Here is a 23,262-nt window from a genome sequence, read left to right on the forward strand (position 1 = left end):
AACAACAATCACGTAGGCCAGTTTATTTGACTATTGACGATTTGACTGTGACCATGCGTTTACCCGCGTTACTGTGATTTTTGCCGGAGAATATAGAATTGGAAGTGGTGGTAAATCCTGAAACCATGAATTATTATAGCTGAAAACCTAGGAGTAAAGTCATCGACAACGGAATCGTTTTACTTATCGTTGGAATCTTTTATTTTTTTGCCCATGCCCTGACTTGGTTTTTTAAGGCTACCAGAGTGCCAGACGTCTTGATCTTAGTATTCGTTGGTCTCCTGATCGGTCCAATCCTAAAACTGGCGATTCCAGCAGATTTTGGCAGAATGGGATCCGTCGTGACGGTAGTGGCATTGGCCATCATCCTTTTTGAAAGCGGTACTAAATTAAAACTGTCTTCGCTTGGGCAGAACCTCCCCGCGACGATGGCCATTACTTTCGTGACGGCAATTGTGACCATGGGTCTTCTGGCCATTGGCTCACTGCCGTTTTTGGGCGGAGACTGGAGTTTGGCTTTACTGACGGGAGCTATTCTTTCTGGAACTTCCTCGGCAGTGGTGATCCCTATGGTTCAATCTTTAAAAGTGGGTGAGAAAACTCAAACAATTTTAGTTTTGGAATCTGCTCTTACAGATGTCATTTGTATCGTACTCACTTTTGCTTTTGTGGATGCACTTGCCACTGGGGATATGAGCTTAATAGGAGTATCGGTTAGGGTACTCAAATCCTTGGGTTTTGCTGCCATCTTAGGCATTGGTGGTGGTTTGATTTGGTTACTCATTTGGGACAAGGTGAGAAAGATCCCTAGCTCCGTCTTCACCACTATTGCTTTTGCATTTATCCTTTATGGCCTGGCAGAACTAATGAACTTGAGCGGGGCTATTTCAACCCTTTGTTTTGGGATCACCCTGGCCAATTTTCCTGTGTTATTTAAGAAAGCCAACTGGCCAACAATTGCAGTGAGAGAAAGCGAGTTTTACGAGGAAATTGTTTTTATGATGAAGACCTTCTTCTTTATTTTTCTGGGAATTTCCATTCAAATATCTGGCCTGCACATTGTGGCGGTTTCGCTGCTGCTGGTGGTCCTTCTCTATTTTCTCAGAATTTGGATCACTCGCTTTACCTTGCCACCTAAGGGCGTTAGCCAGAAGGATGCGATGGTGGCAGCAGTGATGATTCCTAAAGGCTTGGCACCGGCAGTTTTAGTGAGTCTGGTGATTCAAAAAGGAGTGGCCCAGTCCGAGACGATTCAAGCCTTCGTATTTTCCGTAGTGATTCTATCCATCATTATAACCGCGCTTTTGATTCCTTTGACTGAAACTGGCTTCCTTGCACGACTCTATCAAAGAATTTTAGGAAATTTCCCGTCCAGCTAGTAGAGAAGCGTGGTCACTTTCTCACGCAAAAACTCGGTTTTTTCTCAAGCATGCGGCAACCGCTATCAATTAAATTATGATTGATACAGAAGAAAATACCATGCAGGAGGAAAATCCAATACGTCAAAAAATGACTTATTATTAGCGCGATGGATTTTCGCCGCTGCCACCGAACTCCCACATAAGACCGATCCCAATGTAGAGACTTTTTCCGGGACTCAGATTGAGTTTACAATCGCCTCTTAGAAAGAGATCGACTGCTAATTTCTGAAGAACTCCAAAGCCAACATGACTGCCTCCTTTAAATACAAAATCAAACTCCTGCCCTTCACTCTCTTTTCTCTTATAATAATTTCCGTCCAGGCCGAGAGTGAAGTAGGCTTGCACAGCCATCGCGACTTCATAATCAATTCGAAGTCCAATGGCGAAATTGTAAAAAGTCACACCCTTGGCATTGACAGAAAAAATACTGTATTCAACCTGGGAAATTTCGGAGGGATGACTGAACCAGACACCCCAAGCGGGATAGGTATCTGCGACTCCCGCAACTTTAAAGGGAAGAAATGGGCCCAATCCGGCGCCGACATAATAGCTTTTGTTATCTGGATATCGTACATTCTCTTGAGCTAAACAAGATTGAAAATCGAGAAAATGAAGTGCAGAAAAAGCAAAGACTAAGGCCAAACGAAAAACTGAGTGAGCTGAGCAAACTTTCAATTTTTTAAAAATAGAGTTGAACACCAAACTCCGATCCCTTTCCTTTTGTCGCCATTTCGGTGGCCGCGGGTGGAATTTGTATCAGAGATTCGTCTACAACATTTCCGTAAAGTCTCAAAAATCCCAACTCAACAAACAGTCCGTATTTGAAAATTGAGTTTTCAATTTTGACCAAACCCTTATTCGTTACTGGAAGTTCCTTGCGATATTGAGACTCCAAACCAAGAAAATCAAACAAATAAAGCGTAGCGCTGACTCCCGCAACCTGCTGCTGCTCAATTGCCTCAAGTGGATCTTGAGACATGAATTCTCGAAACCCATAATGAAGTGTCAGTTGCGATGCTTGAAGACTAGTCCCAAGTAGTCTCAAATTAAAAAGAGCACTGATAGACACAGAATCCGCATCTGGCTTTTTGTATTCAGCCGTAAATCCAATTATCCGATAGTAAACCGAGATTTCTCCCTCGAGGACCTGTGCACTTGAAATTGCGCCCGGTATCGTGGTTGTCTCACTCTTTAAATTGCCCCAATTTCCTCCAAGAGAAAATTCAAAATCCAAGGGCGACGTATTCATGGCAAGCCAATAATTCATCCATTGAATCTTTTGCTTCTGGCTGAGCCAACCTTCAATTGTCCATCGACTTGATTCCTTCTTCTTTTGAACTTCCTCAACACTTCCAAATCCCGAAGAAAAGGAAGGTGAGGACCCAGAGGCAAATGCAGATAAGTGGCCACTCAGACAGAAGGCAAGCAGAAGAAGAGAGAAATGGAAAACGGCAGGACCTCTCAACTGACTAACTCTAAGTTTAAGAAAACACTGTTTCAATTCCATTCAATTACCCTTGCTGCAGAGAGAAGCCATCAAATCTAATCTGCAATCGCAAAATTCTAAAATGCCAAAATCAAAAAAGCTGCCAAATTAAGCACAAACGAAAACGCCATCAGCAGCGGCTTTTTCTCTGCATCCTCCCGACTCAAATCAGAAACTCCAGGTACCAACATTTCAGGATGGGGCCCTGCCATGGAACCTTCTTGATTGAGCCCATAGATGTCTCGAAGTCTCTTTGATTCTGTTGGAAGTCGAACAAGAGAGAGATCATGAATTTCATCAATGTCAGTGGCTCGCAACACTTCAGCGACAATAATTTCTCGGGAAATAGAAACCACCCGGCCCTCAGCAAAAATCTCGCTCATTGCTCCATCCAGAAAAAGAGGACGCAAACTATCACTCTTTATTCTCACCATTTGTACCTGATCTCCAACCTCGATGGAGGTATTCTCTCCAATATTTATTTTCACCAGATGCTTCTCTCCCTCGGAAAATACTGGTTTGCCGATCAGGCCATCCGTAATCACGAAGCCCTGATAAGGAACAGAAGAAATGAAGTCCAGAACCAGTTTTTTTGTGGAGCCCACAATTTGTTTGGCAACCGGGATTGAGGCCTGCAACTGAAACTCTTTGTGCCAGAGGCTTCGGCCGTACTGGCCTTCATAGACGCGCATATGTAATATTTTTTCTCTCAAGTACGTGACAACTAAAGCGTCAGCATCAAGAAGTTTTCCAAGAATAATGGCATCTGCAGGTGATAGCTCCCCCCTGCTTTGAAAAACGTCCTTTTGAACCAAGTAGTTTTTGCTGGCAACAAGAAATCGCTTATTTTCTGTTAAGGCTTCTCGCATTTTCCACCAAGCTTCCTCCGCCACCTCATTCAAAAAAGGCTCTGTCTTGATGGGAAACACCGTGATCCTGCGTATGACTTTGTGGTCGATTGCGTCCAAAGACGAGGTTTGAGCAATAGATGAAGTGAAGTCGAGCATCATTAAAATAGGAAAAAGGATCTTCAATATTCCCATTCCCCCATCATACTTTCATAAAACAAATTAGACAGCCTTGGTCCTTCGCCTCAAGACCTTTTACCAGTGAATTTTTTCTTTGGGATATTCGATCCAGGCATCAGCTTTTGGAAATCCCTTGGGCCTTGGCTCCGTCTGACCCTTGTATTTGAGAACTGCTGTCAAAGCGCACACAAAGGCATCAAAAGCTGGCGCAAACTCGATCATTGTCTTGGCATCCTGCTCATAAATAAAGGCAATGTTCATTTTTATGAGCTGGTCAATGATCGCCTCACGACTCTCCTCCCCTCCAACCGAATGCTTGTGAAAACGAAGGTGAGACTTAGCAAGACCCAAAGTCCTCCCGATTCTCCACAAAGAAAGCTTTGGATAAACTTCGATCATAGGAATCGAAAGTCTTCTTTGCAAAAAAAGAGCTCGAGCTGTCAAAGGGGCCATGTTGGAGCCCAAAGCATGGGGAGGATGGAACTCCTCTTCGAGACCTGAAGAAATATAAAGCTCGGCACATCGTTCGGTATAGGGAGTAAAGAGCTTCGCCGGACGCTTGCGCTGATTCTTCTCACGATAGAACTTCCACATCCATTTAATCTCAGGTTCAGCACAACTTTCATATCCAGGGCACCTCAAGCGACACCGCAAACACTTGGGCAATTTAAGAGGAGTATCGATGGCCAAGAATTCAAGGTGCCTGCCATCAGATAATAATTTTATCAGTAAATGATCAGCGGAGAGTTCCTTTTCAGATCCAATCCTTGAATACAATTGGCTCAGAAAAATCTTATTGTGGTTGTGATAGTATTCTACAAACGCCAAACAACTCTTGTCCGTTTTTCCCCCTCCAAGCGCAAGGCCAGAAAAATGATGAGCTTTCATAAGGAGATTGAGCCCTTCAGATTCTGGAAAGATTCAGAGGCAAAATTTGAAATCCCGATTTTAGGCACGCAGAATCTACCTTTCCTTTTTTGTTCGGTTGAGACCATACAGCTACGCAACCTCCTCCTCCGGCTCCACAAATCTTCACGGACTGAGCTCCTACCGACAAAACAAGATTTTTTAGTTCTTCGATGCGAGGGCTCGAGAAAAAGGGAGTGAGAGCAACTCTCCAGAGAAATTCCTCGTCGAATAGCCGTGGTATGTCCTGCCAATTTCCTTGCAAAATGCATTTCATCATATCTTGAGAAACTCGGCCTATTTCGCGCAATGACTTCAGAACCTCCCTGTCTCCTTCAATAACGGCCTTGATCACCTGCCAGTTGTTAAGACCACTGTGATGCGGGACCCCCGTATAAACCAAAGTCATATGCTCTTCAAAAATGCTCTTTGGTATGGGTCTCGTCTCGAGTCGCGCCCCATCGGCCGTATAATGAATAAAGTGGAGACCTGACTCAACGGCCGGAAAATAATCCTGAGTTCCTGTCGGCGAGTTGATGAGCTTTGATTCAAGATTGTGAGCCACTTCCACAATTTCAAGAGTGGACCAAGAGCGATCAATCCATTTCCCAAACGCCTTTAAGATCGACACCGTCAGACTCGAACTCCCACCTAGACCAGCTCCAACAGGAGATTCTGATCTTGTATCCAATCGAAATCCAGAGGGAGGCCTCACATACTCAGTGATTCCGCGAATGATATCAAAACGATGATCGCCAGAGGCCATAAACGCAGAATAGCTTGCAAAATTCTGCTTGCAGTTCAAATCGGTTAAATTGACTTCAATCTCGGGACCCGTATGAGGAATGAGTTTGACTTGACTGCACAAGCCCAAAGAAAAATTGATTGTAACACAATGAGGTGCCACCAGGTTGTAAAGCGGCCAGCAGTCAAGCGTGCCGCCGGCCAAGTCGACCCGCGTTGGTGAAACGACCTCAATTGCCTCCAAAGCTAAAAACCCTATTCTTTCTTTTTTTCGCCTTCAGGAGATGGTTCCTGAGATGATTTCGGAGGCAAAGACGATTTCCCCACCGAAGCATCCACAGCTGGTGTTGGATCTGCCTTCTTGATGTCCCTCAGTAGGGTTTGCCTGGGCAACTCGTTGATCTTTCCAACAGAAACTCCAAGCAACTCGGAAGCCAAATTGGTTTGTGTGTAATAAAGCTCTTCATCAGGGGCTGATTTTATTTCGTTCTTGGCTTTAAATGAATCACCTCATGTCATCTCGAAAAGTGGCTTCCCCTCGGAATCCGCCAATTTCAAGGAGTTACTCTCCTTACCGAGCCTCCTTTTCCTTTTGTCACCCAAATAATAACGTGCTTCCATCTGATTCAGTTTAGACAGCAGTCCATCCACGGCAGATTGGTCGACCTCTTTGCCGGATACTGGCTGCACAGGAGCCCACTGTCCATTCTTTTTTACAAGTCGAATATCCGTCAAACTTGTTCGCAAAGACAACTCTCCGACCGAATCCGACTTAAACTCAAAGGGAATCTTTTTATTCCGAAGCGCATCAAGATTTTTGGAGAGCCGCTGAACCGTATCCTCAGCCACTTTGTAAACTGTTGAACGTCCTGAATAATAGGCAAAGGCCTCTTTTCCTAGTTTCGGTTTGGAAACCCTCAACCACCAGTGCGGTCCATCAGCCTTCTCGTTTTCCAACCACAATTCAATTGTGAGTTGTGGTTTATCTAGTCCGTAACGCGCCAACACCTGTGGCGTGGTCTCCTCCTCAACAAAATCCGAAGCACGATAATTGGTAATTTCAGCAAGATACCGATCAACTTCATCGTCCTTTAAAACAACAGAAGGGTCCTTCTCATAAATCCACTTTCCATCACGACGGACAAGTTTAAGATCAACCCCATCCGCCGAGGAAACGACTTTCAAGCCTTTGGCTAAATCTCCAAAATGATATAATTTCTTATCACGAATCTCGCTCACCTTCTTAGAGAGCACAGTATCTAGCTCAGAAGAACCTATCAAAAGGCGATCTCCGTCACGCAGATAATTTGAACCATCAAATGCCTTCTCTGATCCAATCTGATAGCTGGTCTTCACTCCCTTTGTCGACACAAGCTCAACTTTGAGCCTTGGCGTCTCAAGGCCATAGTCAGCCCACTTCTGATTTTTTTCCTCTAATACCTTGGCATTTTGATTGATAATAGAATTCAAAAAACTCGTCGCACTGAAACTGTCCGTCCTGTCCTCAACCGGAGCCTTGAGCACGAGGGCTTCTCCCTGACGCACTAAATGAAGATTGCCATCGGGCCTCGTGATTTGCAGCTCCTGCACATCCTTCTCATCAATTTTAACAATTCGGTCCAGTGCGGCCTCAGCCGTCTTAACTTCTTCGCTTCTCCTCATTTCAAAGATAGCGTAAGCCAAAAGGCCCGCCACTATAACTGCAAAAATCAGAGTTGAACGAAAGGATTTCATGCACCCCTCCTACGAAACCAAACAACCCCACTCGAAGTTAATAAACCCAACGGCAAGAGCAAGCCTAACAAAACCACAATGACCCTTGTAGTTGGAGACATGACTAACTGTGTGCCTTCGGCCTTCTTGGGACGCACGCTGATCAGATCCGATTCCTTAGCCAAATAGGCGACCGAATTTAAAACCAAATCCCGATTGATTCCCTGAACGATCCAGCCATTAGTTAAGAATTCACTGTCCCCAAAAACAACAGCCGCAAAGTTATCGCCGGCACCCGGCGATTTAGGATCACCATCCGCAGCAGGAGCGGGCTCTCCTCCACTCAGCCGCCCTTCCGACGAGACCGCAACGGTATAAGGCTGCCTCTGGCTTGAGGGTTTACTTGGTTTTGAAATGTCATTCACAGCATAACTGGCTTCGTTCGTTTTAACCAACTCTTTGACCTTCAAAGTCGAAGAGGCATCAGGGGCCTTCCTGACTTCACTGGCTAAGGGGAAGGCCGTAAAATTGTTTCCAGATCGGAACGCCTTTGTGATGTCGCTGTCGCGGTCAAACAAAACTCCTAGAGCTTCCCCCGCATCTCTTTGCGCCAGGAAATTGAATTCATTCACCAAATAATTATTTGCAAATTCGACCCCAAATGTTTTCACCAATTGGGCGATATTGCTATTGCTCCCGGGATCAGCGGCAACTAAAAACCTCCCTCCCTTTCGGGCAAAATTTCTCAAAATATCCATCTCTCGCTCAAGAATTTGAGAGGTGGGCCCGAGGATGGCCAAAATGCCAGCGTCCGCTGGCATTTCCGCTCGATCGACCAGATTCAGGGTTTCGACTTGAAATGAAGAATCCTCTAGTCCCTGTTTTAAAAGAGTCAACCCAGAATCCTGTGCCTGCTGCTGTTGCTCAGGACTTGCCTGCTCCTGGTGAAATCCTTTTCTCCGTGACCGGTTAAGAAATAAACCTTTTTCTTGTCAGTTCTGGTAGCTTTGATGATTGCCGTTGTCACCTGTTCTTCCTGGAAGTGGCTGTTGAGCGCGAATTTTACGACCCTGATATTCAGCAAACAACACGAGACCCGGCTCGCCCTTTATATCCTTCAGGTATTTTGAGCCTCGAGATGTTCACGATAGGCGTCGACAAAACGAACCTCAAGCTTCGGAGAAAGGTCCTGGTACATGGCCAAAAGCTCCTTCATCTGGGCCTTTGGTTCCTGGTCCTGCATCCCCCGATAAAAAACAACAATCCCAAGATTCTCCTTGAGATCCCCAATCACTTTGCCCGACTGATCCGAAAGCGAGTTCAACTTCTCACTGGTTAAATCAAATGATTTATTAAACCGCACACTGATCATATTCACAGCCGCCAAAAGGGCGACCACCAAAATAATAAGGACTCCCATATTCATGCCGTGTTTCGTGGTCCTCAGAGTGAAAAACTCCAGATAGAATTTCCAATCAAGGACCAAGGCCAATCCAAAACTGACAACTAACACAGCAAGTGGAACGTAAAGAAAATTGGCCCATCCGCCCAAAATAAAGCGTACGGCAACCAAAATTAAAACTGACAATCCGCAAAGCAACCAAGAAATTTTTGCCCAACGACTCATATCCCACTACCTCCAACGAGAAGATTCGACAACACGTTCAGAAAGAAAAACAAAAAAAGCCAGAGTGCTCACAAAAAACGTCAATGAACTGATACGCAAAGTCCCTTTGAGAAAGGAAACAAACTGCTGAGGAACTGAAATGTGTTCCATCACCGCTGTTAATGTAGCCTGATCCGACATCTCAGCCGCCTGCCCCAAGAACCACAAGGACAGGTTGAGGATAAGCGCCAGAATAACAGCAAGCACAACAGACTCAGTCACCGAACTGGCAAAAAGTCCAATGGCCACATATATTCCTGTTACCAAAGCCATACCCAGGTACGAGGTGAACAAAGGCCCCAGCGAGAAATTCGAAATAAAAAAGGTCCCCAAGGGATATATCAACGAGAGACTCAACAAAACCAAGCCAGCCGCAAAACCAGCCAAAAACTTTCCAATTGCAATCTGGGCTGCTGTAATCGGAACAGTTAAGAGCAAATCATAGGTCCTCATTTTCTTCTCTTCGGCCAACAACCTCATCGTTAAGGCTGGAATAGCGAATATCAGGATGATATTGGCGCGAGCAATGTGTGAAGCGAACAGGGTCTGGTGAATATTTAAGCCACCGGACTGAAAGGCCCTCTGAGCAACTTTTTCGAATTGAAAAATCTGGGGCAAATAATTGTAACTCCAAATGCACGCACACAAGCCAGACACAGTCAAAAACATGGGACTCGTTACGAGAACTCGAAAATCCTTCCATGCTACCGTCAAGATTCCACGAATCATTGTACACCTCCCTGAATTCCGTCTTCAATACGATCGGAAGTTAACTGGATAAAAATATCCTCAAGATCCATGCTCATGGCCTTCATTTCAAGCAGCCCTACACCATCGGTCACCAAGCGGTGAGCAATCGCCTCGGTCGTTTCTTCACGTCCATCGAAATCAACCTGCAAAACATTTCCTTCGGCCTTCACATGAGATACGCCAGCAACTGTCTTTAAGGATTTTTCTGTTGCAGGTGAAGCTCGTCGGATCCTAATAACAAGCTTCTGTCCCCCGGACATTCTTTTTGAAAGACCCGCCATGGAGTCTTCCGCCACAATCCTGCCACGATTAATAATGATAATGCGTTCGCAATTGGCTTGCACTTCAGGGAGAATATGAGTGGACAAGACAATGGTGTGTTGTCCCTTGAGGCCATAGATCAACTTGCGCATCTCTGCAACCTGCTTGGGATCAAGACCAACCGTCGGTTCATCCAAAATAAGAATCTCTGGGTCAGACACTAAGGCCTGAGCCAATCCAACTCTTTGTTTAAAACCTTTCGATAGATTTTGTATCAAGCGATCACGAACATCTTGCAAGTTTGTCTTTTCGAGAGCCGCATCAACCATACTCTTTAGCTTTGCAGATTCAACTCCGCGAAGCCGAGCCACATAATGCAGATAATCCCTCACAAACATATCACCATAAACGGGTGGAGTTTCTGGCAAATACCCAATGCGTCGTTTGACTTCGAGGGGGTATTCGAACACATCGTAATCCGCAACTTTGACGGATCCGGAAGATGGTGCCATATATCCCGTAATGATTTTCATTGTCGTAGACTTACCGGCCCCATTCGGCCCCAGAAAGCCGACAACCTCGCCCTTCGCGATGGAAAAATTTAAGCGGTCGATGGCAGTGCGATCGCCATAAACCTTCGAAAGATCTCGCACTTCGATCATAAATTCACTCTCCTGGTTTTAAACCTTGGAGTAGATCCTAAACAAATCGTTTGTCCAGTCAAGTTGTGAGTTTGTCGCGTTGCAGGCCTAAATAATTCACTAACTACTGAAACACGATCTCCAGATGGCGCGCCTTTTGATAGGTCACTCTCCCAAGGGTATCACCCTTGATCGGCCGCACATATCGGCACTCCGCTACCGCCACGGCCAATCTCTCTCCTCTCCTCTCTGAAGCCTTGGCTCCAAAGGTTTCCTGTGCCATCCACTGTGCTGCCTCTTTGAGGACGACATCTGTGACGACCTCTTCCTTATTTCGATGAACAATGCAGAAGCTGCCTGGAAAATCTCTCAGGTGGAGCCATAAATCCCAGGCTCTCGCCTTTCTGAGTAAGCTCAAATTATCTCGTGCGGATCGTCCGACATAGGCCAACCACCGGTTTCCAATCTGACGTTTTCGAACTCTCATTCTTTCGCCATCGGGCTCTTTTAGACTCCTCTTGCTTTTTCCATTTAGGGATCTATATCTCCCCTCCAAAAGGCTCCCCAAATTCCCAGATTCCAACTCCCCTATCTCGCCTAAGATTTGAGTTAATCTCTCCTGAGTTCCTAACAATTTAATTTGTGTTTCCTTTGCCTTCTTGAAACACCTGCCGATATTTTCAGCCAATGTCATTTTCCGATCAATAAATTTTGCCCATTCTGTAGGGACGGAGAAATTCTGATGAACCTTCAGCCACTCCCCCAATTGCGCCCAAGGTGCCTCTATTTTCCTTTCAATCTCCAGACGAATCTTGCTGGCAATCCTTCTTCGCTTTTCAATTTCTAGACTGACATCTCTTTGATTCGTTCTTTGGCTGAAGGGCCCCTGCTGATTCGGCTGTGTTTTCTCTGCCGATGCTGAATCTCTTCCAGAGTAGCGGAGAAAAAGATCGGGGCGATTATCTACCCATTCTGCTCTTAGGTCTGAGTGATCTCTTCTTTTTCTCTTTTGATCGACCGCCGCTTCCTCAACATCGGAGATAACCAAAATCTTAGGTTTGCTCCACCAAATTTTTTTATCACCACTGGAAATTCCCACATTTTGACCATGAGGGAACAGACGAACCTCCAACTCGCAGTTGCCTGATGAAGCCTCATTTCCAAACACAAGGCGGAGAACCCGACCTGCCCCTTCCATCCATTCAACTTTTGCAAGAGAGCGATTCACAGCGTGAGCGTGCAAAAAAAGCGATGTCGGATTTTTGATTTTTGGAAGATAATGAGGTCTTTCCTGTAAGACCGTCAAAAAGGGTCGAGTGGCTTCTAAATCGACCCAGATCCAGCGTTCTCGCCCTTGGATGTACAGTTCTAGAACAAGATCCTTGGACCCTGAATACACTTTTTGCAAACGGGCCCCAATCAAAGACCTGAGCATCTCGACAATATCTCTAAATTCCATTAGGTTCAGCGCCTTCATGGTCTGGATTCTACTGTCGAAAGTATGGAACTGACAACAGGCCAATATAGGTTCACTTTTTATTTTCCGATAAACTGAGTGAACCGCAAGACTACTCATAATTATCAAACGGGGCGACAAGAATGCTAAAACCAGAACATGACCTTCTTTATGTCTGCTTGGAAAATCATATAAATAATTATACTGATGAAACTGAGTCGGAAGGAGATCTGATCAATCGAGTGATCGAAGACTTCGCCTGCAGACTCGTCAGCAGAGGACACATCCCAACCCAATATTTGGCGGATTTTCACCGCGAACTCGAAGAAGAACTGACCGAAATGCTACAAAAGAAAATCTACGGACATTGGGACCTCGCCCACTACCGCCGCGTCAACTCGCGGCAGGCTGTTTAACCAATAAGCGGGATACCCGACAACTCAGATACCCAGCTTTGAAAACAAGAGGCCTATTTGGCAAATCGTGGAGACAGTTTCCTTCCTTGTCCCGCTTTAAGATCTCCAGGGCGATATAGCCTTGGTTTCCTGGGGCCACTTAGCTTTGCTGCTGATGGTGGCCGAGAAGCGGGCACTACTGGTGGTGGGCTTGATGGCCCATTAACTGCTGCATCTGGCTGCGTCTGCCCAGCGGAGGGCTCTGTACTTCGACCACTTAAAATACCTTTATAGATTTCAAGAAAGCCAGCAGAAACAGAATCCTTAAACGTTTTGGAACAAACTTCCATTTTTTTCAAAAGCTGAGCTTTATTGATTTCGCACACTTTGGCTGAATCCAGTACTTTTGATCCGGGAGGCTCAGTTGGGGCAGGACATTCTTTAACATTGCCAACTTTAGCAACACAATCATTGGCCTTAGTTTCAAGGCCAATCAAAGAAATCAAATCGACCACTGGACCATGAAGATCCCGACGTCGAATAGGTCAACTTCATTGGGACATTATCCCCATCAGCTTCAAATTTATAGAGCCCAGCTAACCTGAGAGTAAAGCTTTTTTTTCTCTCATCGTTTTCACCAAACCAGATTTCAGAAACTACTTCTTTGCAATTGCTGATACATCTCATTGAAATTCTGACATCACTAGGTGACCCATTGACATTCTTGATATCCATGATGACGGTTTTTCCATCGAGAACGGTCGCGTCGAGAGCCACATTCATACCCTCATCTGTGCGCTTTCTCAGATCAAGGCCGTTTTCAGATATGGCCAAATCCACACCAAGTGTGGGGGGGCTCGAACTCCGATCAAGGCTTATTTGAAAATACGGAATTCGGAGAGCAAAAGTATCATGGTAGTGGTGTTGAAAAAGCTCAAGTAAAGCTATTTTGTCTGCAGAATTCAATTTGTCCGGAGATGTCCCAGTCAGAGATGTATAAACGGAAAGTGATTGATCAGAGTCTCCGCCCATCCGGCTTTTAGGAACGCCCGTAATAATCGCCTCGATCGCTTGACGTGTAAGAGCTTTCATTTTGTCCCAAGTTTCTGAAACAATAAACGGTGGTTTTTCAGGAGGGGTCACTGGCTGCTGCTTCTTTGGCTCAGTAAGATCACTGGGTGCGGGAGGCGTCGGTGGTGGAACGGCTTTCGGAGTTTCTTCAGGTGCCCCTTTTGCGGGCGTCGCCGACGGGGGGCTAGAATAGACCGCGTCGTATTTCTTGATGCGCGGAGCCGACGGCGGACCACCTGCTGGTGGCGGCGTTGGCGCTGCCTTTTCTCCATCTGCTGGTGGCGGCGTTGGCACTGCCTTTTCTCCATCTGCTGGTGGTGGCGTTGGCACTGCCTTTTCTCCATCTGCTGGTGGTGGCGTTGGCGCTGCCTTTTCTCCATCTGCTGGTGGTGGCGTTGGCGCTGCCCTTTCTCCATCTGCTGGTGGTGGCGTTGGCGCTGCCTTTTCTCCATCTGCTGGTGGTGGCGTTGGCGCTGCCTTTTCTCCATCTGCTGGTGGTGGCGTTGGCGCTGCCTTTTCTCCATCTGCTGGTGGTGGCGTTTTCATTTCGCCCGTTAGCGGCGTGTCCCCAGCCTGATCGCCAGGAGGTAGTGCATCGGTCGATCCACCAGTATCAGTTCCTTCAACAACAGCGGGAGGAACAACCGAATCCCCCGAACCCGGTGGGATGGTCGGGGCAACTATCGTTCGAGCCACTCCCTCTCCTGCCGCCAGTAATTTCTTCGCATCTTCAAAAGTCCTCAAACGTGATCCCAAGGTGGAGGCGACAATCTGACCAGACCCCGTCTCATTATTAATTTTAAATATGAAACCGGCCTTTGCCTCACCACTTGATATGAAAACCAGAAAATTTTCGCAGCCTTCATAACAGGTGGCCCGAAACTCCACATCACCTTCATTAATTTTCAAGTAAGTCTCGCCTAATTGAAATTCTCCAGTAACAACGACAGATTTAGCCTGTGATTCAGGACCGATCACAGCATAAATATTCGATCGTCGCAGGCCCTCTCGTGCAGCAACAATTGCTGAATCAGTCTGACCTCTTTGCTGATCAACTGACGAGCCAACTTTACTTAAATCTGCTGAAACTCCAAGGATTATATCGGCAGCGGACTCTGGCAACAAACGATTCAGTCCTTCAAGATCATTTACCTCAGCTTCACTCTTTCCCAGCAATACTTTGGCGATAATCTGGCGGAGACGCAAAGACTTCTGCTCAGGAGATAATGTCGCAAAGCTACCTGGCCCTGGTTTTCCAGGATATATACCGAGAGTTGATGTCCCAGTTTTTCTGGGTCTAAAACCACCGTTATTCACGTTTCTTCCGCAGGCTACAATCACAGACGCTGTTGCAACAACAAGAGTTGCCACTTTTATCGAATAACGCTTTCTTGATTTTATTCTCTTCATACACTCTCCCGATTCGATCGATTTTCAGTAATACAAGATATTTAAGGCTCGAAAACACCCCCTGAATGAAGCAAAAGGGATATTTCTCGCCCAAGCAAAAGCCGAGCAAAGGTGGTGCCAAGAAATTTAGGGGCTCTGGAGATATCAAATACTTCAATGATTGATCTCGTGAGTTTTAAACAAGAGAGACAGGATCTTGGGTGCAATTTTTGTCACTTCAAGACGACTAGAGCCCATTTTCGGCAAATGAGTAATTGAACCCAACTCGCAAATATCGTGCAGGATCTGCCCCATCGCTATCAGGAAAAGTGGCCTTTCCTGCCAAAACCTGAATTCCCCACTTTCGTGAGATTTCATAGCTTCCTATCAAATTGAAATTCTTTGAGACTGAAGCATCCACAGCAGAAGCGCTCTGGCCCACCTCTGCACCTAAATACGCTTTCCCAAAACGACGGCCCAATTCTATTGAACCTCCATGGGTCACAAAGTTAGAAGCAAGTGCCACCGTTTCGGATGAAAAGAGCTGGCTAACACGATCATCAGAGAGCAGCTTCATGTCCCTGTCGTAGTCAAATTTTTCTCCATTTATTCGAACGAGCCAAGGAGTCCAACCGATATACTCAATTGAGATCTCCGAGGACGGACTTAAAATTCTGACTTCTCCCTCTTCAGATGAAGCATTCTCGCTCGTCAAATTAATATTTCGAACCCCGATGCCTAACCGAAAATTCCAATTCTCACCATTTCGCTCGATTCCAGCAGCCAGCGCACGGCGACTGATCTCCCCCCGCTTTCCCCAGTATTCAATTTGCAGAGACACGACATATTCATCCAAGGGATCGGAGGAGACTCCGAGATAGATCGATCCGCTCCTAAAAGATTCTTCCTCTAAGCGATTTCGATGACTCGACGAACCCAACAAGAGGCGATAGTCATTGGCTAAATGAAAGTCAGCGTCAACACTGAATGAACGATTTCCTTCGCCACTTCCAGTTCCACTCAAAAAAAGAACGTTGGGCGGCGGTTCCATCATTTTCTCAAAGGCAAAAAAATCGTCCCCTTTAACTTCTTTCTTACTTTCTCCAAAAATTTTTCCTGGCAAAGCTGTCGCCGCAAGAATCACCAGCAGAAGTTTCAAAGTGCGATAAAATCCATCTGCCTCTTTGCTGATTCCAGGTTCTCGCTTTCCAGGTTCTCGTTTTCCAGGTTCTCGTTTTTCAGATTCTCGCTTACGGCCTCGCTCATTTGTCATGCTTATTCCCCTCTTTGGGAACTTCTGTTCGATAAGCCATCCAGGCCTCCGATGCGTCCCTTGCGCCGTTCAAGGAATCTCTTTCGGAGTTCCTGACGCTTCACGGGTGAGAGGGATTTCCACTTTTTAAACCTTTGACGAAATCTCTGCTTCTGCTCCGGAGACATTTGTTGGAAGCGCCGCCATCGGCTCTTCATCTGTTGGCGACGCTCCGGAGAAAATTTGCGATAGCGGTGCCAAGCACGTAGAATTCTCTGTTTCCTTTCGGGAGGCAGAGATTTAAATTTCTCCCATCGCTCCTGAGCCTTTTGTTGCTGTTCTGGTGTCAATGTTTCCCAGCGAGTTTTCCCTTCTGAAGCATCCCCACCAGAGGACAGATCGGGCGGCTGGACACCGCCCCCCCCCGTCGATTCTTCCTCAGCCAAAGCTGCGAAAGTCCAAAGAATAGATCCGGCACCTAACAAGCGAGTCATGGACATCGAGATAAAATTACGTCGATTCATCATTCAACTCCTCATTTTCACTTTCCTCGATCATTGACATGTCTTCTTCGCTCTCAAGCATGTCCATTTCCATGAGCATGTCCAAATTGCGAAGGAGATCTGGGTCGACGTTCTGTTTGTTCTGCATCTCCAATTTTACCAATGAGCCTTCCATCATTACACCTCATCCAATTCGGGAGTTTGCTCCAAAAGTTCCAAAGTATCTAAAAAATCCAAGTCTTCGAGCAAGTCCAACTCAGCCAACATATCAATGTCATCTCCTTTTGGTTTGACAGACAACAGTGGCGTCGCCGGATCCCACTTTCGTAACCTAGGCAAAAAGAAAAGGCTCACCGCTACGGCCACAAGAGACGACCAGACAGCACCTGTTGCGAATATCTGCTTCAAAAACTCCCGTCGATGCTTCTTCCTCAATTCTTGAAGTTCGGGTCCAACAAAATTCATCACTCGATTTTGATGATCGCGACTCGGCTTTTCGGAAATGACTGAATCCCACTTTTTCATCCCGACACCCCCAAGGCCACAACCAGATTTCTCCGTGCTCGAAACAATAGCGATTTGAGTGACGGAACCGAAATACTCATATGAGCGGCCAACTCTTCATAGCTCAAATCCTCTGTCAACCAAGCCACCAAAACCAATCTCTGTGAATCAGGCAGCTGATCAATTTCCTTTTTTACTCGCTCAACCTCTGCCATATTCATGATCGTCTCCTCTAACTCCCTACGATCAGGGATTTCAAAATTCTCAGGCTCTCCTTCACTCGCTAGGGCTTCAAAAAGTCGCCGTTGATCCCGGATCATATTCAAGCAAGTGTGGCGAGTGAGAGTATAGATCCAGGCGATAAAATTTCCCGTGCCCTCGTATCTTTCAGCCGCTTTCACAACTTTTAGCCACACTTCTTGAGCCACATCCTCAGCTCTCTCTCGATCACCAATCAACCGACAAGCGTAACCCAAAGTTTTTCCACTGTGACGTTCAAATAGACGCCCAAATGCGCGTTGATCGCCCTTTCCAATTTGGACCATTAGCTCGTCATCGCTCTGTTGACTCATAATCCCTGTCCTTTGTGAATACCAGCCACAGAGGTCTGTCTGGAAACACACCCCTTGAAAAAAAGTTGCGCTCTCCCATTATATATAAATTAATTCAATTAAAACAAATAGTTATCTGGCCCATTTGAGGCTGCTCGCACCCAGCCAAACTCAGTGACCGACATCCCATTTTTTTCGTTGCTCGCCCTTGGCGACAATGGTGCAATGTTTCTATGCAACAGCAAATTCGTATTTTTGTCTCTCTCTTTTTATTGGTTCTCAGCTTTTCTTCTTCTCTCGCCAGCAGTGTTGATCCAAAAATAAAATGGCAGGTCCTTGAAACGGTTCACTTCAAAGTTATTTTTGACAGCAATCTAAAAGAGGTCGCTAGACTTTTTGCCTGGCAGGCTGAACGAGCGCACTTTTTTCTCCAGCCCATATTTAAGGAACACCCCGCTAAGACTCATATTCTCATCAACGACTCGACCGATTTTGCAAACGGGTTTGCTGGATTTTTTCCTCTTCCGATGATCACTGTGTTTCCAGTCTTGCCTGATGATCTTGACTCCATTGGATACTACGACAACTGGGCGAGCGAATTGATGATCCATGAATACGCCCATATTTTGTCTTTTGAACCGAGCAATGGTTTTTATCGTCCCTTCAAATACGTTTTTGGTTCAATCATTCATCCGACAGCGCTTCTTCCCTCGTGGTGGCTAGAAGGCCTTGCGGTCGAAATGGAAACTCGCTTTACTCAACATGGACGACTCAGATCGCCTCAGTACGGAGCCAGCCTCAGAAATCTCGTCCTCAGCGACCAACTCAATTCTGAGAGCATCGATCGAATCAATGCCTCAGATATTCCAAGCTGGCCGTTTGGACAGCGCCCCTATCTCTTTGGCTCCCTCGTCTGGAATAGAATCATTCAAGAATCGGGGGTCGAAGTGACGTCCGCCCTCCTGCAAAGATATTCTCAGCGTGTGCCCTTTCTCCTCAATAGCCCCTTGCAAGATCAGACGAAAAAGACCTATCAAGAAGTCCTATCTGAGCTTTATCAAGAAATCGAAAAAAAGGTCGCCACAGAAACATCCAAAATCTCGAAGGGACCTTTGCCGAAGGAGGTCCCATTTGATCACACTGGATCTGGCCAACACAGCCCCGTCATTTCTCCGAATCAAAAATACCTCGCTTATCTCGCCTTTGTCCCAAAGCAAAGTGGGCAGATTCGACTCATTGAAAGAAACCCAGGGGCGAAGGAGAGCTTTTCAACAAAACCATTTCATCTTTTGCTGAAATCCGCCGGAACCAGTCGTGTTTCATGGCTCCATGATTCAAGTGGCATCATCTATGATCAATCTAAGATTTATATGCGACACTATCGCTTTCGCGATCTTTATCATTACGACCTCGCCAGCAAAAAGTCGAGGCGACTCACCCAGGGCCTCAGAGCCACTGAACCCGAAGTGAGTCCTAATGGGCAGCAAGTGGTCTTTGTGCAAAATGGACCTGCAACATCACAGATCTCCATTTTAAATTTGGCCGATAACAAAGTCAGGACCCTGTTTAAGCCCAAGAGATCTCTGTCCCGAGTCTCCCGGCCTCAATTTTTGGGACCGAACGAAATCATCTTTGGGGTTCACAATTCAAATGGCGAAGCAGGACTAATGTCCCTCAAGCTAAATGAATCTGAACCTCGCACTGTTCTAAAAAATCTCATGCCCGTTCGCCAGCCTCGGGTGACAAAGAAGGGGCTCCTTGTTGTATCAGATCGCAGTGGAGTGAGTAACTTGTACTTGGCCAATAGCAATCTAACTGATGCAAAACCACTCACGAATTCCAAAACGGAAGTTCTCAACGGAGAGTTTGACTCCCTAACCAACGAAATGATTTATAGCCAGCTGGCTAAAGATGGACCCAAATTATTTGGTGCTCCTTTTCTGCCAATGAGCTCAATCCCAAAACTGGAGCCCCTGATTGCACAACACTGGAAGACGCCTCCCGAGGGGCCCAAGTTAAAAGATGTAAAGATGAGCGAAAGTGAATTTTCCTCCTGGCCCTACCTCTACCCTCGATATTGGATCCCGTTTCTTTACCCTGTGGAGGGAGGGGTCTTGATACAAGGGAGCACCTCAGCGGGCGACCCCTTGGGCAAGCACTCCTATGGTTTGGATGCTTCTTATGATTCTGTGACAAGAAAGCCCAGCTATGGATTTTCATACCTCAACAGAACCCTCCCCATTGACTGGACTCTCAGCTACGTTGAAAGCCAGCAGTATTTGTCAGGTTACGATGTCACTTTGACCAACCGATCTGCGGGCGCCAATGCTGGCTTTTATCTCCCCCTTTTGAGCGATCGCTTTCGCGGTGGCGTTGGATATACCCACATTGAAACATCGAGTTTGGGATCTCACCTTAAGCGAGAAGGCCCTTCGACATTTTTTTCCTATTCCACTTATTCGCCAGATTCGGAAGAATCAGATGAACCTAGCCCAGAAGATCTCACTGGAAACTACAACACCCAAGTTTCTTTGGCTCACACAGAATTTTTAGAGAGGTCTAATTTTATTGATTATGGTAGATCTTCTTTTTCCTGGAACCAGATCATTTCAAAAGGCCTCCCACCCAACCACAGTTTCGTGACTCAATTAAGAGGAGCTTTTGCTCCCGATATGCCATGGAATCTGGTTGTCCCTTTGGGCGATAAAACTGTGGGTGCCAATTACATCGCAAGCCTGGTAACAAGCTCGTTTCTCATGCGTGGATACCCTTCCACGACCTTTGTCGGTCGGAAGATTATAAATGGCAATTTTGAGTATCGCTTTCCGCTGGCCGACATTTATCGAGGCAAGGAACTTTTTCCTTTGTTCTTTAAAGATCTCAACGCCGCACTTTTTGTTGATGCCGTTTCTGTGGATGGAGGCGCCTTTGATCAAGATGCCGGCGGATACGTCCAGTCTGGTTTAGGAAAGCCGTTCTGGGGTGCGGGAGGAGAACTCAAAATCTCTACAACCGTCGCATACCAGTTGCCACTGACATTTATATTGGGTGGTTACTATGGATTTGATCGGGAAAAATTGGGTGGATTCCAGGCCTTTTTTGGCATCGGAATAGAAGGCATTTCGGACGTTAATCAAATGCCAAAAAATTCCGAAAAATCAATGTAAAACAAAGCATCAAAGGGAAACTCAATGCGCTCTCTGCTCCTGCTAGCTGTGCTTTTATCTGCTGATTGGGCTCATGCCTTCTCAATGGACACCAATCTGTTTTACCTCTCGGATAGCTTCAGCAATACCAGTGATTCCACTAGCACCAGAATGTTTGCAGACCTTTCTTTGAACCTGGATCTTGCAAACAAAGGACAGTTTACAATCGGCTGGGGCTATTCAATTCTCAACCTGGGAGACAACAATGGCACCACAGAGACAAGTTTCAGTCTGACAGAAATGGGACCCCGGTTTGGATACTACATTGATAAAAACAAAGCCTGGGCCATGTTTTTTACGTACAATTTGCAGGCAAAGGCAACCTACGATACGGGATCAAATCCCCTCGAATGGCGAGGGAGCAGTTATAAATTTGAGTTTGGCTACCGGCCCGAATTGTTTGAACGCCTTCGAGCCGGAATGCACCTCATCTACTACTCCGCCACCTTTGGCGAAGAGCTCTCCAATTCAACCACCTACACACTCATCAGTAACTCGCGCGCCATCATCTATCCGGCCTTTTCACTCAGCTATCACTTTGAGTAACTTAAAACCAATAAGCAGATCGAACACTTCAGACATGGAGCCAGTCCAGCCGATTTTTGACCACTCGCTGTCAGAAGTTTCGACAGCCTAAACAATTAGATTTCAAAAGGTATTTACGGTTCGATGAGAATTCAAAGAATGATGGATCAAAATGTGCAGGACATTTAAGATTGGCACGATTGTTGCGTCACATGTGAGTGAAAATGTCCTTGGAGGATTCCACATGATTGAACGAGTCACTGCCAGCATTCGCCACCTTATCTTGATTCTTGCTTCGACGACGTTGGTGCAGGCAACCCCTGCAGGTGCGAGCAAATGCGAGCAGATGTTAAGAGCAGGCCAAATTTCTTCTCGAGAGCGTACGGCAAGTCTCTCCACAAGTGAAAACTTGAGAAAGTTCCAGAGCTTAGCCTTTGACGTAGTTGATTATCAACCGGGAAAGCATGGCGGAAAACGGCTTATTGTTAAACGTAAGGGACCATGGTTTGACTTCAAAAATGAACTTGATGAAAAAGTTGGAGACGCAGTCCTAGATCTTCGGGCCAATATTTTCTTGTTAGGAGAAAAGGAGGCCGCCTTCTTTGGCTTCGAACTACTCGACGATTTCACTCTAACAGTTCCCGACGTCATGGAGCTAAACGGCGCAATATCTAGATTCAACTCTGGACTTCGCACAGAAGATCCAAGGCGAATTGTCATTTCGGTTTATGAGATTCCAGATGTCACCAACTCCATTAAAGATTATCTAGGAAACTTCATTCACAATGGTCAAATTCCTATATCACAAAAGGGAAAGGGATTTTTTCATGACATAGGGGTTCACGCAATCGAGGGTTTCTTTGTGGACAATCGTTTGGTCGAGATCATCAAGTCACGAACTGGTCTCATTGGAGAGCTCCTTTCTGAATTGCGTGCGGATCTTGATGGAAAATCTGTTCTCCCGGAATTTAAAAGAGTGTCAGTGGAAATAAGGAATGACCTTGCAAGTATGATTGATCAAATCGGTGCCTTCGGCTCGCGGTTTCTAAATCCAGAGGCCAGGTTTTTCTTGGGCCGAAGCGGATTACAGCAGTACGAAGCCGTAAAGGATGATCCAAAGCTGAAAGAGCTACTACCGTATGAACTATTTGGATACATGAAATTAGAGGGAGCCACTGCTCCTTTTTTTTTCCATCGGTTTTGGACTGCCATGGAAACGGATTTTCCCAATTTGCTAAAAAATAAGATCGTTGAACAATTGCGACGAGAAATCGAAAATGGAAGAGATTTAACCTCTGACGATGAGGTGATACTTGAAGCCTTAGAAAGGAAAATAGACTCCTTTGCATTGAGAAATGTAAGCTTAGATAAAGGACCCTATGACAGGAAAATACTAGACCATCAATCTTACACCATCGAGAAATGGCGCAAAGAAAGGTCAACAGTCGCAGCGCTCAGATCAGCATTTCAAAGGGTTCGGCAGATGATCCAACGTCCAAACACATCAACATTATCCCCTTGGGAACAAAGACTGCAATCTTTGGACATTTCAAATCCCTTTATCGCCAGACTCCAATACCTTCGCCAGATCATAGGCGAGAACCCATAGCTAGATAGAGGTATTGTACGCGCACGAAACTCGGACTTAACAATAGTGAGTTATTTTCATTGCAATACGTTTGAAAGGTGGATTCGTAGCGACCGTGGCAAGAATTGAACTTGCTTGCCGTGGTTGCTATCTTTTACGGCATATTTTTGCTACTCTGTATGCGAGTTCACTCATTCAGGAGCCTA

Annotated in this window: 23 protein-coding genes; 5 read left to right on the plus strand and 18 right to left on the minus strand. The window is 46.0% G+C overall.

The window, feature by feature from the left end; translation table 11 throughout:
- Nucleotides 1-161 precede the first annotated feature (161 nt).
- Nucleotides 162-1,379: a cation:proton antiporter gene (locus IPJ71_12105; GenBank protein ID MBK7844422.1), complete on the plus strand. Its 1,218-nt coding sequence runs from the start codon at nucleotides 162-164 to the stop codon at nucleotides 1,377-1,379.
- A gap of 141 nt (nucleotides 1,380-1,520) precedes the next feature.
- On the opposite strand, the gene IPJ71_12110 is transcribed toward IPJ71_12105, so the two are convergent.
- The 12 genes from IPJ71_12110 to IPJ71_12165 form a co-directional block, all read right to left on the minus strand.
- The gene (locus IPJ71_12110; protein MBK7844423.1) at nucleotides 1,521-2,096 is read right to left on the minus strand and encodes a hypothetical protein; all 576 of its coding nucleotides are present in this window, start codon (nucleotides 2,094-2,096) and stop codon (nucleotides 1,521-1,523) included.
- Between the two features lie 4 nt (nucleotides 2,097-2,100).
- Nucleotides 2,101-2,928 (minus strand): hypothetical protein, encoded by an 828-nt coding sequence (locus tag IPJ71_12115; GenBank protein ID MBK7844424.1) that lies wholly within the window; start codon nucleotides 2,926-2,928, stop codon nucleotides 2,101-2,103.
- 56 nt (nucleotides 2,929-2,984) lie between these two features.
- Nucleotides 2,985-3,950, minus strand: a complete 966-nt coding sequence (locus tag IPJ71_12120; GenBank protein ID MBK7844425.1) for a hypothetical protein — start codon at nucleotides 3,948-3,950, stop codon at nucleotides 2,985-2,987.
- Nucleotides 3,951-4,010: 60 nt separating this feature from the next.
- Nucleotides 4,011-4,823, minus strand: coding sequence for a DUF429 domain-containing protein (locus tag IPJ71_12125; GenBank protein ID MBK7844426.1), 813 nt, complete (start codon nucleotides 4,821-4,823; stop codon nucleotides 4,011-4,013).
- A 16-nt stretch (nucleotides 4,824-4,839) separates the two neighbouring features.
- A complete protein-coding gene (locus tag IPJ71_12130; GenBank protein MBK7844427.1) occupies nucleotides 4,840-5,829 on the minus strand; it encodes a galactokinase in 990 nt (329 codons plus the stop codon).
- 11 nt (nucleotides 5,830-5,840) lie between these two features.
- Nucleotides 5,841-6,023 (minus strand): hypothetical protein, encoded by a 183-nt coding sequence (locus IPJ71_12135; protein MBK7844428.1) that lies wholly within the window; start codon nucleotides 6,021-6,023, stop codon nucleotides 5,841-5,843.
- 72 nt (nucleotides 6,024-6,095) lie between these two features.
- Nucleotides 6,096-7,319 (minus strand): DUF4340 domain-containing protein, encoded by a 1,224-nt coding sequence (locus tag IPJ71_12140; GenBank protein MBK7844429.1) that lies wholly within the window; start codon nucleotides 7,317-7,319, stop codon nucleotides 6,096-6,098.
- Entirely contained in the window at nucleotides 7,316-8,194 is an 879-nt protein-coding gene (locus IPJ71_12145) for a Gldg family protein (GenBank protein MBK7844430.1), read from the minus strand. Before IPJ71_12145 ends, IPJ71_12140 begins: the two co-directional genes overlap by 4 nt.
- 221 nt (nucleotides 8,195-8,415) lie before the next feature.
- The gene (locus IPJ71_12150) at nucleotides 8,416-8,925 is read right to left on the minus strand and encodes a Gldg family protein (protein ID MBK7844431.1); all 510 of its coding nucleotides are present in this window, start codon (nucleotides 8,923-8,925) and stop codon (nucleotides 8,416-8,418) included.
- Nucleotides 8,926-8,931: 6 nt separating this feature from the next.
- On the minus strand, nucleotides 8,932-9,693 hold the full coding sequence (locus IPJ71_12155) for an ABC transporter permease subunit (protein MBK7844432.1): 762 nt from the start codon (nucleotides 9,691-9,693) through the stop codon (nucleotides 8,932-8,934).
- Complete coding sequence (locus tag IPJ71_12160) at nucleotides 9,690-10,637, minus strand: ATP-binding cassette domain-containing protein (GenBank protein MBK7844433.1); 948 nt, start codon at nucleotides 10,635-10,637, stop codon at nucleotides 9,690-9,692. Before IPJ71_12160 ends, IPJ71_12155 begins: the two co-directional genes overlap by 4 nt.
- Nucleotides 10,638-10,740: 103 nt before the next feature.
- Nucleotides 10,741-12,075 (minus strand): hypothetical protein, encoded by a 1,335-nt coding sequence (locus IPJ71_12165; GenBank protein MBK7844434.1) that lies wholly within the window; start codon nucleotides 12,073-12,075, stop codon nucleotides 10,741-10,743.
- A gap of 140 nt (nucleotides 12,076-12,215) precedes the next feature.
- On the opposite strand from IPJ71_12165, the gene IPJ71_12170 reads away from it, so the two are divergent.
- Nucleotides 12,216-12,488, plus strand: coding sequence for a hypothetical protein (locus IPJ71_12170; protein MBK7844435.1), 273 nt, complete (start codon nucleotides 12,216-12,218; stop codon nucleotides 12,486-12,488).
- Between the two features lie 462 nt (nucleotides 12,489-12,950).
- On the opposite strand, the gene IPJ71_12175 is transcribed toward IPJ71_12170, so the two are convergent.
- The 6 genes from IPJ71_12175 to IPJ71_12200 all read right to left on the minus strand — a co-directional run bounded on the left by IPJ71_12175 (nucleotide 12,951) and on the right by IPJ71_12200 (nucleotide 17,758).
- Nucleotides 12,951-14,948, minus strand: coding sequence for a hypothetical protein (locus tag IPJ71_12175; GenBank protein MBK7844436.1), 1,998 nt, complete (start codon nucleotides 14,946-14,948; stop codon nucleotides 12,951-12,953).
- 226 nt (nucleotides 14,949-15,174) lie between these two features.
- A complete protein-coding gene (locus IPJ71_12180) occupies nucleotides 15,175-16,200 on the minus strand; it encodes a hypothetical protein (protein ID MBK7844437.1) in 1,026 nt (341 codons plus the stop codon).
- Nucleotides 16,201-16,202: 2 nt separating this feature from the next.
- Complete coding sequence (locus IPJ71_12185; protein MBK7844438.1) at nucleotides 16,203-16,706, minus strand: DUF3106 domain-containing protein; 504 nt, start codon at nucleotides 16,704-16,706, stop codon at nucleotides 16,203-16,205.
- Nucleotides 16,690-16,860: a hypothetical protein gene (locus IPJ71_12190; GenBank protein MBK7844439.1), complete on the minus strand. Its 171-nt coding sequence runs from the start codon at nucleotides 16,858-16,860 to the stop codon at nucleotides 16,690-16,692. Before IPJ71_12190 ends, IPJ71_12185 begins: the two co-directional genes overlap by 17 nt.
- Nucleotides 16,860-17,207, minus strand: coding sequence for a hypothetical protein (locus IPJ71_12195; GenBank protein ID MBK7844440.1), 348 nt, complete (start codon nucleotides 17,205-17,207; stop codon nucleotides 16,860-16,862). The genes IPJ71_12190 and IPJ71_12195 overlap by 1 nt, the downstream gene beginning before the upstream one ends.
- Nucleotides 17,204-17,758: an RNA polymerase sigma factor gene (locus IPJ71_12200; GenBank protein ID MBK7844441.1), complete on the minus strand. Its 555-nt coding sequence runs from the start codon at nucleotides 17,756-17,758 to the stop codon at nucleotides 17,204-17,206. The genes IPJ71_12195 and IPJ71_12200 overlap by 4 nt, the downstream gene beginning before the upstream one ends.
- Before the next feature lie 212 nt (nucleotides 17,759-17,970).
- Between IPJ71_12200 and IPJ71_12205 the strand changes: the two genes are divergently transcribed.
- The 3 genes from IPJ71_12205 to IPJ71_12215 all read left to right on the plus strand — a co-directional run bounded on the left by IPJ71_12205 (nucleotide 17,971) and on the right by IPJ71_12215 (nucleotide 23,077).
- Nucleotides 17,971-20,904, plus strand: a complete 2,934-nt coding sequence (locus IPJ71_12205; GenBank protein ID MBK7844442.1) for a hypothetical protein — start codon at nucleotides 17,971-17,973, stop codon at nucleotides 20,902-20,904.
- Nucleotides 20,905-20,928: 24 nt separating this feature from the next.
- Entirely contained in the window at nucleotides 20,929-21,489 is a 561-nt protein-coding gene (locus IPJ71_12210; GenBank protein ID MBK7844443.1) for a hypothetical protein, read from the plus strand.
- Nucleotides 21,490-21,712: 223 nt separating this feature from the next.
- Nucleotides 21,713-23,077, plus strand: coding sequence for a hypothetical protein (locus IPJ71_12215; GenBank protein ID MBK7844444.1), 1,365 nt, complete (start codon nucleotides 21,713-21,715; stop codon nucleotides 23,075-23,077).
- Nucleotides 23,078-23,262 lie beyond the last annotated feature (185 nt).

The sequence above is a fragment of the Bdellovibrionales bacterium genome, assembly GCA_016714165.1.
Taxonomy (GTDB): Bacteria; Bdellovibrionota; Bdellovibrionia; order Bdellovibrionales; family UBA1609; genus JADJVA01.